This window comes from Leucobacter chromiireducens (assembly GCF_051993095.1).
Classification (GTDB): domain Bacteria; phylum Actinomycetota; class Actinomycetes; order Actinomycetales; family Microbacteriaceae; genus Leucobacter; species Leucobacter chromiireducens.
Genome location: NZ_CP197024.1, coordinates 2,326,614 through 2,338,897, shown reverse-complemented (window position 1 = coordinate 2,338,897; position 12,284 = coordinate 2,326,614). Strand labels below are relative to the sequence as shown.

Here is a 12,284-nt window from a genome sequence, read left to right as displayed (position 1 = left end):
CGCACCCGCCCATCACTACTTCCGCAGCGGCTTCGTGATCGGGCTCGTCTCGTCAACCAGGGGGTACCGCTCGCGGCCAGCGCCACGCACCCAGAGTCGGTAAGCGAGCGCGAGGAGTCCAACCCAGAGCAGCCCGACGATGAGGGCCGGGCGAGTGTTCTCCACTACGCCGATCATCACCACGATGAAGACGATGAATGCCACCGTGGCGTAGGACGCCGCGGGCCAGAGCGGAACGGGAAACTCGCTCGGCAACTTCCCGTCGCGCGCGATCTCGTGCTTCATGCGGATGTGCGAGAGCGCGATCATCAGCCACACCACGACGGTGGCAAAGGTCGCGAGTGCGGCGATGAGGAAGAAGATCTGCTCCTGGAACCACACGTTGAGCAGCACGCCGACGAGCAGTGCCCCCACCATCGTGACGACGGTCAGCCACGGCACCCCTGTGCGCGTGAGCTTCATGAACGCCCGGGGCGCGTGCCCCTGCTCGGCGAGCCCGTGCAGCATGCGGCCGGCACCGAAGATGTCCGCGTTGATCGCGGAGACGGCCGCGGTAATCACCACCGCGTTGAGCGCGTGCGCGGCGCCCGTGAGCCCGAGCGAGTCGAAGATCGTCACGAACGGGCTCGCCGAGCCATCGATGGTGTTCCACGGCTGAATCGACATGATGACGGCGAGCGCCAGCACGTAGAACAGCAGGATGCGCACGGGAACCGAGTTGATGGCGCGGGGGATCACCTGCTTGGGGTGCTGCGCCTCGCCCGCCGTGATGCCGATCACCTCGATTCCGCCGAACGCAAACATGACCACGGTGAAGCAGGCGAGGAATCCGGCGACGCCGGTGGGGAAGAAGCCGTCGTGGGCCAAGAGGTTGTCGAGTCCCGCCGCGCCGGCGCTCTGGTTTCCGATCCCGAACACGATGATCGCAATGCCGCCGACGATCATCAGCACGATCGCCGTGATCTTGATGAGTGCGAGCCAGAACTCGAGCTCACCAAATACCCTGACGCTGATGAGGTTGATCGCCCCGATGAAGAGGACGAGCGCGAGGATCCAGACCCAGCGATCGACGTCGGGGAACCAGAACCCCATGTACACCCCGAACGCGGTGACATCGGCGAGCGCGACCACAAACATCTCAAAGGTGTACGTCCAGCCCGTGAGGAACCCGGCGAACGGGCCCAGGTAGCGGGAGGCGTATTGTCCGAAGGAACCAGCAACGGGGTGCCGCACGGCCATCTCACCCAGTGCGCGCATCACCATGAAGACGGCCGCGCCGCCGATCATGTACGCGAGGAGCACCGCCGGCCCCGCCGCCTGGATCGCCCCGGCGGAACCGTAGAAGAGCCCGGTGCCAATTGCCGAGCCGAGCGCCATGAACCGGATATGTCGCGCCGTGAGACCCCGCTTGAGCGTGGCGCGCGGTGGACGAGCGGCCGCGGGGGCGTGCTGATCGGCGGCGACAGGAGTGCCGCCCGGTTCCGAGGGTTCCATGCGGGGGTCCATTCACGGGGAGGATCGGGCTGCGGACGGAGCACCGCAGGAACCACGCATGAGGGAGCGGGCGGGTGCCAGCGGCGACACCGCCCACCCCTATTTTTGCAGACGCAGGGCGAGCCCCGTCGCGGCCTCCAACACGAGGAGCGCGGCGAGCCGCACCGTGCGGCCATCTGGCGTGTCTGCCGTGGCGTCCACCTCCGCGATGTCGATCCCGCGCACGCGCGGGTCCGCGGCGAAGAGGCGCGCCATCTGGCGGAGTTCGTGAGCCTGGATCCCGCCCGGAATCGATGCGGGGCAGCCCGGCGCAACACTGCGGTCGCACACGTCGACGTCGAGGTCGACATGGATCGGCCCGCCGGCCGCTCCCGCGATCTCGAGAGCCTCGGCGGCGACGTCTGCGAGCCGCCGGTCGTGGAGTTCGTCGCGGTGAATCACTGTGATGCCGAGTGAGCGCGCACGCTCGCGGTAGACGCGCGAGTTCGCGAAGTCCGCGATCCCAATCTGCACGATGCGATGCGGGTGAAGCCCGGCCTCGATAAGCCTGCGCACCGGAGAGCCATTGCTGCGGCCGTCTCGGAGGTCGTGGTGGGCGTCGACCGTGATGAGGCCCGCGTCGGCGAGCCGATTCCCGGCAACGCCGAGCGCCGCCGGAACCGTGAGCGCGTTGTCGCCCCCGAGCGCCACCACGAGGCGCGCACGCGCTGCGAGCTCCGCGATGCGTGCGGTGGCGGCACGCTCTCCGTGCGCTGAGTCTGGCTCCGCGAGGTCGCCCGCGTCGGCGATGGTGAGCGCCTCGTCGAGCACGACCTCGCGCTCAGCGCCCCGCGCGTGGTCCGAGCCCGGCCAGGCGACGTGGCTCGAGTAGCGTTGGAGCGCCGCGCGGATCGCCGCGGGGGTCTCGAGGGCGCGGGTCGGGGAGAGTGAGGTCGCGAAGGTCGGCACCCCCACGAGTGCAAGATCGACGGGGGCACGCGCATCTGCGGGGAGCGGGGCCCACCCGCCGGTTCGGGGCCAGGCCGGATCGTGTGCGAGGGCAGCGGTGCTCATGTTAGCGACGGTAGCAAGGGCGCAGCTGACGCAGCGCAGAGATTTCGGTGAGCTGTCTGGGATCCCAGACAGGAGAACGCAGAAGCGACGACCGGGAACTCGCCCGATGCGCTGAGATCGACACATGGACACTCGCTCTCCTTCGCGCGTCACCGACGTGCTCGCCTCCGCCACCATCACGCTCGGCGCCGAGCCACTCACTATCGCCGACGTCGTTGCGGTGGCGCGCGCAGGCGCCCGGGTCACAATCGCCCCCGAAGCCCTCGCCGCGGTTGCCGCGAGCCGCGCCATGATCGATGAGCTCGCCACCGACAGCCGGCCACACTACGGCGTCTCCACCGGCTTCGGCGCGCTCGCCAAGGTGCAGATCCCCGCCGAGAAGCGCCAGCAGCTGCAGCGCAGCCTCATCCGCTCGCACGCGGCGGGCACGGGGCCAGAAGTGGAGCGCGAGGTGGTGCGCGCGCTTATGCTGCTCCGCCTCAACACCCTCGCGTCCGGCCGCACCGGCGTGCGCCCCGTCGTGGTCGAGACCTACGCGGCGATTCTGAACGCCGACATCGCCCCCGTGGTGCACGAGTACGGCTCACTCGGGTGCTCGGGCGACCTCAGCCCCCTCGCGCACTGTGCGCTGACGCTCATGGGGGAGGGGCACGTGCGTGTGTCGAGCGACCCCAACGCCGCGCCCGTGCCCGCGGCCGAAGCGCTCGCCGCAGCGGGCATCGAACCGCTCGTGTTGGCGGAGAAGGAGGGCCTCGCCCTCATCAACGGGACGGACGGCATGCTCGGCATGCTGTGCCTCGCACTGCACGACCTCGGTGCGCTCCTGCGAGTGGCCGATGTCGCGGCGGCCGCGAGCGTTGAGGCGCTGACGGGCACCGATGCGGTCTTCGCTGCTGAACTACAGGACCTTCGGCCGCACCCCGGCCAGGCCACGGCGGCCGCCAACATGCGTGCCGTGCTCGCGGGCTCCGGCCTCGTGCAGCGCCCCGCGGAGGGCGAATTCACCCGCGTGCAAGACGCGTACTCGCTGCGGTGCGCCCCGCAAGTACACGGTGCTGCGCGCGATACCGCCGATCACGCAGCGCGCGTCGCGGGCGCCGAGCTCCGCGCCGCGGTGGACAACCCGGTGGTGCTGCCCGACGGTCGCGTCGAGTCGAACGGGAACTTCCACGGCGCACCCGTGGGCTACGTACTCGACTTCCTCGCGATCGCGGTCGCCGACGTCGCGAGCATGTCCGAGCGCCGCACGGACCGCTTCCTTGACGTCTCGCGGAACCACGGTCTCCCGCCGTTCCTCGCGGCGGACGCCGGCCTCGATTCGGGCCTCATGATCGCACAGTACACGGCTGCGGGCATCGTTTCGGAGCTCAAGCGCCTCGCGGCGCCCGCGAGCGTCGACTCGATCCCGTCCTCCGCGATGCAGGAGGACCACGTGTCCATGGGCTGGCACGCCGGGCGCAAGCTGCGTCGCGCGCTCGACGGACTCACCCGCGTGCTCGGGATCGAACTGCTCACTTCCACCCGTGCGCTCGACTTCCGCGTGGCCGCCGCCGCGGGAGAGCCGGGCCCCGCCACCGCGGCGGTGCACGAGCTGTTCCGCACGCGGATCGCCGCCCCCGATGTCGACGCGTTCCTGTCGCCAGACATTGCTGCGGCGTACGGGCTCGTGCACACGGGCGCCGTGCTCGACACGGTTGCGGCTGCGATCCCAGGCGAGCTCTCCTGAGCCGGGCGCTCCGCGACCGCCGCGCGACGGCGCGCTAGAGTTCCGAGTATGAGCGATGCGAAGGTGCCGGCGGCCGACCACACGCTGCGCATTCTCCGCCACCTGAGCACGGCGCGCGGCCCGCTGCCCGCGTCGATGATCGCCACGCAGCTGGGGCTGCCTCGCTCGACGGTGTACCACCTGCTCGCGACGCTGCAGGAGCACGGCTTTGTCATGCACCTCCCTGAGGAGCAGCGCTACGGGCTCGGGATCGCCGCGCTCGAGCTCGGCTCGGCGTATGCGCGCCAGGAGCCGCTGGCGCGGATCGGACGCCCGCTGATGTCGGGTCTTGTCGACCGGGTGCGCACGAGTGGTCACCTCGCGGTGCCGCACGGCAGGGACGTGCTGTACGTGATCGAGGAGCGTGTGCGCGGTGGTGCGACCCTTGTGTCCGACGTCGACGTTCGGCTGCCCATGCACCTCACCGCGAGCGGGCGCGCAATCCTTGCGGCGCTCCCTAAAGCGCAGGTGCGAGCGTTGTATCCGGATCAGGGAGCATTCGTGCAGCGGCACGATGACGCGGCCGAGCCCGCGATTGATCGGTACTCGCGACTCCGTTCCGTGCTCGACACGACGGTGATTCGCGGGTACGCCGTCGAGCGAGGGGCGGTGACCCCTGGGATCTCCTCGATCGCAGTGCCCGTGCTCGACCACCGCAGCTGGCCCGTTGCTGCGATTGCGCTGACGTTTCGCGACGCGGACCTTCCCGAGGAGCAGTTCGGTGGTCTCGCGGCCGAGCTCCGCGACACCGCCGAACTGCTCTCTGCCCGGATCCACGGGCGCGCCAGCTGAGTCGGCGATGCTGTGGCCCCCGTCATCTTCCGTCACAGTTTGGCATTCGCTCGCGTTATATTATTGAATAGTGATCATTATGAGTGATGCTGTGCTGACCGAGGCTATTGCCGCTTCCCAAGACACCTACGACGCCTGGCGTGAGGATCGCGCTGCCGCGGTGACCGGCCCCACTGGAAATCTTTCGCTGGTCGAGACCCGGTGGTTGCCCGCCGGTGAAATTCCCGATACGGAGGCTGAGCAGGCCGCCGCGGGTGAGGGCATCACCGTGACCGCGCTTGCCCGCACGAACATCGACACGGGGGAGACAGAGCACGGCGTTCGTGTCTGGGACGCCGCCTCGCCCGCGATTCGCGCCTTCGACCGCATCACGGCCTTTGATTTCGCCCCGGAATGGGTGATCACCGCGCAGTTCACGCCCGTCGCGGCGGATCGCACCGTCCCGTTTGAGCACATTCGCGACAACGGTGGCAGCCGGGACCTCGTCGTTCCCGGCGACATCACCTTCACCCGCAACGGAGTCGAGTACCGCTTCGCCGCGTTCGACGACGGCGGCACGCTGCTGCTCGTGTTCGGCGACCCGAGCAACACCGCGCAGGGGGAGGACGCCACGTACGGGGCCGGCCGTTTCCTGTTTGTGCAGCGCGCCGACGGTGCCTCGTTTGGTGATCCGGGCACCGTACTCCTCGATTTCAACCGCGCTTTCGTGCCGCCCTGCGGGTTCTCCGTGCAGTACAACTGCCCGATGCCGCCGGCGCAGAATCGTTTCCCCGAGCCCGTCCAGGCCGGTGAGAAGCAAGTGCTGTTCACCGGCGACTTTGACATCTACGCGCTCTGACGCGCCCTCACTTGATCCATACCTGATCCTTACCTCCCCAGGAGACCCCTCGTGAAGTATCCCTTCGGTCGCGCGCAGCGCACCACCTCAGCGATCGCGGCTGTCGCGGCCGCCGCTCTGTTCCTCACCGGTTGCGCGGGCGGCGGCACCGGTGCCGCTGGTCCCGACGCCGTGATCTCCGTCGGCTCGCTCTACGAGCCGATCAACCTCTCGAACACCGCGGGCGGCGGCCAGGGCGTCACGGAGGCGCTCACCGGCAACGTCTACGAGGGGCTGTTCAAGCTCACGGACGAGGGCGAGGTCGAGAACCTCCTTGCTGAGGACGTCGAAACGAGCACCGACGGCCTGACGGTAACCGTGACGCTGCGCGAGGGGGTCACCTTCCACTCCGGCAAGGCGTTGACGTCGGCCGATGTGCAGGCGAGCGTCGAGGCGGTCACCGCCGAGGACTCGCAGTCCGCACGCAAGTCGAGCTTCTCCGTGGTCGACTCGATCGAAACGCCGGACGAGCAGACGGTGGTGTTCCACCTGAATGACCGCTCGATCTCCTTCGTGTACAACCTCAGCTACGTCTGGATCGTGAACAGCGATGCGACGGATCTCATGAGTTCCGAGGACGGCACCGGTCCCTACACGCTCGACGAGTGGAAGCGCGGCAGCAGCCTCTCGCTCACCCGATGGGACGACTACTGGGGCGAGCCCGCTACCAACGCTGGCGTCGAGTTCAACTACTTCACCGACGCAACAGCCCAGAACAACGCACTCCAGACCGGCAAGCTCGACCTCATCACGAGCGTGCAGAGCCCGGACCTGCTGGAGCAGTTCGAGGGAAACGCTGACTACACGATTAGCGCGGGCAACTCCACGACCAAGGAGGTACTGGCCTTCAACGACCGGGTCGAGCCGTTCTCCGATCCGCTCGTTCGCAAGGCGATCACCTCGGCGATCGACCGTGAAAAGCTGCTCTCCGCGATCTGGGGTGACTACGGCACCCTGATCGGCTCGATGGTGCCGCCGACCGACCCCTGGTACGAGGACCTCACTGAGGTGAACCCGTACGACCCAGAGCTCGCGAAGCGCCAGCTCGCAGAGGCGGGCTACGCCGACGGCTTCGCCTTCACGCTCGACACCCCGAGCTACGACCCGCACCCGGTCGTCGCCGAGTTCGTGCAGTCGGAGCTCGCCAAGGTGGGGATCACCGTCACGATCAACACGATCAGCGCAGACGAGTGGTACTCGAAGGTGTTCAAGGAGCGCGACTTCGAGGCGACGCTGCAGGAACACGTGAACGACCGCGACGTCGTCTGGTACGGCAACCCGGACTTCTACTGGGGCTACAACAACGCCGACGTGCAGCGCTGGGTGACCGAGGCCGAGCAGGCTCCGGACGAAGCCGCGCAGACCGAACTCCTCAAGGAGGTCAACCGGCAGATCGCAGAAGACGCGGCGAGCGCCTGGTTGTACCTGTTCCCGCAGATCGTCGTGTCCGCGAGCGATGTCACCGGCTACCCGGTGAACGGCCTGAACTCGCAGTTCTTCGCGTACGACATCGTCAAGGGCTAGACCGCACCGCACACCCTGATCCGCCCGGCACGCGTTCCCCGAAGGAACACGCTCCGGGCGGGTCCGTGCGTGGGGAACAGCCCCGCGAGAGAATGACAGATATGACTCGGTACCTCGCACGCCGGCTCGGGTTTCTGCTCGGGTCCTTCGCGGTCGCCATGATCGTGATCTTCGTGCTGCTCCGGCTCCTGCCGGGGGATCCGGCGAACGCGCTGCTCTCGGTGAACGCCACACCGGAGCAGATTGCGGCCGCACAGGAGCAGGTTGGCTCGAACCTGCCGCTGTGGAACCAGTTCACGCTGTGGGCTGGGCAGATCCTGCGCTTCGACTTCGGCACCTCGCTGATCAGCCAGCTTCCCGTAGGCCCAGAGATCGCGGCCCGGCTGGTCGTCACCCTGCCGCTGACGGTGCTCGCCTTCCTGCTGGCGGTCGTGCTCGCACTCGTCATCGGCATTGCCGCCGCCGTGAAGGCGGATCACTGGGTCGGCACGCTGCTCTCCGGTTTTTCGCAGCTGGGCATCGCGGTGCCCGCGTTCTGGGTCGGCATCTTGCTGGTCTGGCTATTCGCCCTCGGCCTGGGGTGGTTGCCCTCAGGCGGTTTTCCCCGCGGTGACTGGGCGAATCCGGCTGAGGCGCTCACCTCGCTGATCCTCCCAGTGCTGACCATCGCGATCGTCATGAGCGCCTCACTTGCCCGCTACGTCCGCACCGCAACGCTCGACGTACTCGGGAGTGACTACCTGCGCACCGCGCGGGCGCACGGGGCCGGCTTCGGTGAGGCGCTGATCCGGCACGGCCTGCGCAACGGCTCGGTGCCGGTCATTGCAATCCTCGGTATCGAGCTGTCCACGGCACTGATTGGCGCGGTCGTGGTCGAGAGCGTGTTCAGCCTGCCCGGGCTGGGCAGCCTGCTGCTCGGCGGGATCACCCAACACGACTACGTCACTATCCAGGGGGTCCTCGTGGTCAGCACCCTGTTTGTCCTGCTCGTGGGCTTTGCCGCCGACGTGGTGCAGCGCATCGTTGACCCGCGATTGCGCCAGAGCGTTTCGGGGAACCGATGAGTCAAGAAATTCTCGTTCCGCGTCGTCGCAGCTCCCGCGGCATTTCCAGCCGTGCGACCCTCATCCTCGGCCTCGCGCTCACTGGCATGGTCGTGGTGCTCGCACTCGTGTCGCTCGTGTGGCTCCCGTATGCGCAGGGGGACACGAGCGGTGGCCGGCTCGAGGGTGCGAGTGCCGCACACTGGATCGGCACGGACAAGCTGGGTCGAGACCTCTTCAGTCAGCTCATGATCGGGGCGCGGATCGCCCTCAGCGTGGGGGCCGGATCCGTCGCGATCGCCGCCGTGCTCGGCATCACGCTCGGGCTTGTCGCGGCGTTTGCGCGCCCCTGGCTCGATGACACGCTTTCCGCCTGGTTGGACGTGATGATCGCGTTCCCCGTGCTGCTGCTCGCCATGCTCATCGTTGCGGTGCAGGGAGCCTCGCTGGGATCCGTGATCCTCGCGATCGGGCTCGGCATGTCCGCGGTGATTGCGCGCCTCACGCGGGTCCTCGCGAAGCGCGTGCTCCAGGAGCAGTACATCACGGCGGCGCGCACGAGCGGCACTCGCTGGCTCGGGATCGTGTTCGGCCACGTGCTGCCCAATATCGCCACCATGCTCGCCTCAGCGCTCGCCCTGCAGTTCGGGATCGCGGTGCTCGCGGAAGCCAGCCTGAGCTACCTCGGCCTCGGTGCCCCACCGCCGAATGCCTCCTGGGGGCGTTTGCTCCAGGAAGCGCAGGGCACCGTCCTCACCGCACCGCTCGGGGCGATCGTGCCGGGTCTCGCGCTCGTCGTGCTCGTGCTCGGCGTGAACTTCATCGCGGACGGCCTGCGCGCGTTCACTGACCCCACGATCCGGAGGGCCCGATGACCGGCGCACCCGCTGCGAACGCTGTACCTCTGCTCACCGTGCGCGATCTCACCGTCACGACAGCTGACGGCACCCCGCTCGTGTCACACGTCTCGTTCGAGATCGCCGCGGGGGAGCGCTTCGGGCTGATCGGCGAGTCCGGATCCGGCAAGTCAGTGACCTCACTGGCCCTGACCGGCCTGCTCGCTCCAGGGCTCACGGCGAACGGCTCCGTGCTCCTCGCGGGGACGCAGACGGTGGGGGCGACGGATGACGCGCTCCGGCCCCTGCGCGGGCCAGTGGCCTCGATCGTGTTCCAGGAACCGCTGACCGCACTCGACCCGCTCATGCGCGTGGGCAAGCAGGTGGCCGAGCCGATCAGGCGGCACCGGGGACTCACCGGGGCCGCGCTCGATGCAGCGGTGCGCGACGCACTCGCCGAGGTCGCCCTCACCGAGCCACGCATTGCGCGCGCCTACCCGCATGAACTCTCGGGCGGCCAGCGTCAGCGCATTGCCATCGCGATCGCCCTGGGAGCGGAACCGCGACTCCTCATCGCGGACGAACCGACCACGGCGCTCGATGTGACGGTGCAGCAGGAAGTGCTCACCCTGCTCGACCGACTTGTCCGCGAGCGCGGCATGGCATTGCTATTTATTAGCCACGACCTCGCCGTGGTGTCACAGATCGTGGATCGGATTACCGTGATGCAGCGGGGCCACGCGGTGGAAACCGGCGCGACTGAGCGGGTGCTGTGGGCCCCCGAACACGAGTACACGCAGCGGCTCGTTGCCAGCGCCCGGGCGCTCGACGCGGCGCTTGACGTCGCACCCGGGGCTGCGCCCGCGTCTTTCTCGGAGGAGAGCCGATGAGCCTGCTCGAACTGCACGAGGCGAGCTTCGCCTACGGAAAACGCACCGTGGTACACGACGTGTCCCTGAGCGTCGCGGCCGGTGAGACCGTCGGGCTCGTGGGGGAGTCTGGATCCGGCAAATCCACGATCCTGTCGCTGCTGCTTGGCCTGCGCGCGCCGCAGAGTGGCGAGGTCCGCTTCGATGGCGCGCCGCTCCTGCTGCGGGATCGTGCGCAGATGCGGCGTTTCCGCGCGAGCGTGCAGACGGTGTTTCAAGACCCGTACTCCTCGCTCGACCCGCGGCAGCGGATCGACCGTATTGTCGCGGAGCCGCTGCGATCGCTCGGGCTTGCCACGGGGGATGATGCCCGGCGCCGTGTGGCGGCGGCCCTCGCCGCCGTCGGCCTGCCCGAGGATACCGCTGAGCGCTATCCGCACGAGTTCTCGGGCGGCCAGCGGCAGCGGATCGCGATCGCGCGGGCGACGGTGTCGAATCCCCGCGTGCTGCTTGCGGACGAGCCGGTGAGCGCGCTCGATGTCACCACGCGCACCCAAGTCATCGACCTCCTCTCCGAGTTGCGTGCGGAGCGTGGGTTGGCGCTGGTGATGGTGTCGCACGATCTGAGCGCCGTCGCGGCGGTATGCGAGCGCACCGTTGTGCTGCGCGCTGGACGCGTCGTCGAACAAGGCCCCACGCGAGAGATCCTCACGAACCCCACAACGGAGTACGCCCGGGAACTCGTGGCTGCGGTGCCGAGGTTGCGGCGGCGCGGCGCTGAGCCCCAGAGCACAGTCGCTTAGACGACGCGCCCGCCTGCCCGCCACACTGCTGCCGTGAGGGGCATCCCTGGGCGGTAGGCGAGGTGCGTGACCGAGGGGGCGTCGAGCAGGTGCAGGTCTGCACGCGCGCCCGGTGAGATGACGCCGATGCGCGGATGCGCGACGCCGCGCGGGTCGTACCACCCGTCCTCGGCCATGCCGAGCGCAATCGCGCCGCCGCGGGTGGCCGCGTGCACCGCTTCCTCCACACTGAGGCCCATCTGCAACACCGCGGTCGCGACGCAGAACGCCATCGAGCTCGTGTAGGAGGTGCCGGGGTTCGCGTTCGAGGCGATGGCCACTACCGCTCCCGCGCCGAGCAGCTGGCGCGCGGGCGCGAGCGGCATCCGCGTGGACAGATCGCACGCGGGAAGCACGGTCGCGACCGTGCCTCGCGCCTCGCCCCGCCAGGACCCCGCCAGCGCGGCGATATCGGCGTCGTCCAGGAAACCCACGTGATCGACGCTCAGCGCACCGCTCTCGACGGCGAGCTGCACTCCGGGGCCGTGGCCCAACTGGTTGCCGTGTACGCGCGTGCTGAGTCCGTGCGCTCGCGCAGCCGCAAGTACGCGCGCAGTCGCCTCGCCGTCGAACGCTCCCTCCTCGCAGAACACGTCCACGGCGCTCACGAACGGGGCGATTTCGTCGAGCATCTGCCCCGTCACGAGGTCAAGATACGCGTCCGGATCCGATCCGGCGGGCACCACGTGGGCACCGAGGAACGTCACCGCGTCGGCGTGGCGGCCCGCGATGTGGGCCGCGCGTACCTCGTCTGGGGTGGTGAGGCCGTAGCCGGTCTTGGTCTCCAGGGTGGTCGTGCCACCGCGTCGGGCCTCGGCCACGAGGCGCGTCAGGTTCGCCTCGAGCTCCGCGTCGGAGGCAGCTCGGGTCGCCTCCACCGTGACATTGATTCCCCCGGCCGCGTAGGCCTCGCCCGCCATGCGTGCCTCGAACTCCGCGGTGCGATCGCCGGCGAACACGAGGTGCGTGTGCGAATCCACCCAGCCGGGCAGGAGCGCCCGTCCCGCGGCATCGACGCGCGTGTCCGCGGCGGGGGCAGCGGCGGACGCTCCCACCCACGCGATGCGTTCGCCCTCGACCACCACCGCGGCATCGCGCATGCGCGACCCGATCCCGGCACCCAGTTCGGGATCGTGGGTGGTGAGTTCGCCGATGTTGTCGATCACGATCGATGCGGTCATGGCCGTGT

The 12,284-nt window shown here is 68.9% G+C and carries 11 protein-coding genes; 8 read left to right on the top strand and 3 right to left on the bottom strand.

Going from position 1 to position 12,284, the window contains the following annotated elements:
* Positions 1-15 precede the first annotated feature (15 nt).
* Entirely contained in the window at positions 16-1,494 is a 1,479-nt protein-coding gene (locus ACR81A_RS10495) for an amino acid permease (protein ID WP_202381156.1), read from the bottom strand.
* 99 nt (positions 1,495-1,593) lie between these two features.
* Positions 1,594-2,547 (bottom strand): arginase family protein, encoded by a 954-nt coding sequence (locus tag ACR81A_RS10490; protein ID WP_440311767.1) that lies wholly within the window; start codon positions 2,545-2,547, stop codon positions 1,594-1,596.
* A gap of 124 nt (positions 2,548-2,671) precedes the next feature.
* Between ACR81A_RS10490 and hutH the strand changes: the two genes are divergently transcribed.
* The 8 genes from hutH (at position 2,672) to ACR81A_RS10450 (ending at position 11,056) form a co-directional block, all read left to right on the top strand.
* On the top strand, positions 2,672-4,273 hold the full coding sequence (gene hutH / locus ACR81A_RS10485) for a histidine ammonia-lyase (RefSeq protein WP_440311766.1): 1,602 nt from the start codon (positions 2,672-2,674) through the stop codon (positions 4,271-4,273).
* Between the two features lie 48 nt (positions 4,274-4,321).
* Positions 4,322-5,104 (top strand): IclR family transcriptional regulator, encoded by a 783-nt coding sequence (locus ACR81A_RS10480; protein WP_440311765.1) that lies wholly within the window; start codon positions 4,322-4,324, stop codon positions 5,102-5,104.
* Between the two features lie 79 nt (positions 5,105-5,183).
* Complete coding sequence (locus ACR81A_RS10475) at positions 5,184-5,942, top strand: DUF1684 domain-containing protein (protein WP_202381540.1); 759 nt, start codon at positions 5,184-5,186, stop codon at positions 5,940-5,942.
* Between the two features lie 51 nt (positions 5,943-5,993).
* Positions 5,994-7,505 carry an ABC transporter substrate-binding protein gene (locus tag ACR81A_RS10470; RefSeq protein WP_202381160.1) on the top strand — a complete coding sequence of 504 codons (1,512 nt, stop codon included), beginning with the start codon at positions 5,994-5,996 and terminating at the stop codon, positions 7,503-7,505.
* Positions 7,506-7,606: 101 nt separating this feature from the next.
* Complete coding sequence (locus tag ACR81A_RS10465) at positions 7,607-8,569, top strand: ABC transporter permease (RefSeq protein ID WP_202381161.1); 963 nt, start codon at positions 7,607-7,609, stop codon at positions 8,567-8,569.
* Complete coding sequence (locus ACR81A_RS10460) at positions 8,566-9,423, top strand: ABC transporter permease (protein WP_440311764.1); 858 nt, start codon at positions 8,566-8,568, stop codon at positions 9,421-9,423. The genes ACR81A_RS10465 and ACR81A_RS10460 overlap by 4 nt, the downstream gene beginning before the upstream one ends.
* Positions 9,420-10,274, top strand: coding sequence for an ATP-binding cassette domain-containing protein (locus ACR81A_RS10455; protein ID WP_440311763.1), 855 nt, complete (start codon positions 9,420-9,422; stop codon positions 10,272-10,274). The genes ACR81A_RS10460 and ACR81A_RS10455 overlap by 4 nt, the downstream gene beginning before the upstream one ends.
* Complete coding sequence (locus tag ACR81A_RS10450) at positions 10,271-11,056, top strand: ABC transporter ATP-binding protein (protein WP_202381164.1); 786 nt, start codon at positions 10,271-10,273, stop codon at positions 11,054-11,056. The genes ACR81A_RS10455 and ACR81A_RS10450 overlap by 4 nt, the downstream gene beginning before the upstream one ends.
* Here the strand turns inward: ACR81A_RS10450 and hutI are convergent.
* Positions 11,053-12,276 (bottom strand): imidazolonepropionase, encoded by a 1,224-nt coding sequence (hutI, locus tag ACR81A_RS10445; protein ID WP_440311762.1) that lies wholly within the window; start codon positions 12,274-12,276, stop codon positions 11,053-11,055. The genes ACR81A_RS10450 and hutI overlap by 4 nt on opposite strands.
* Positions 12,277-12,284: the final 8 nt, after the last annotated feature.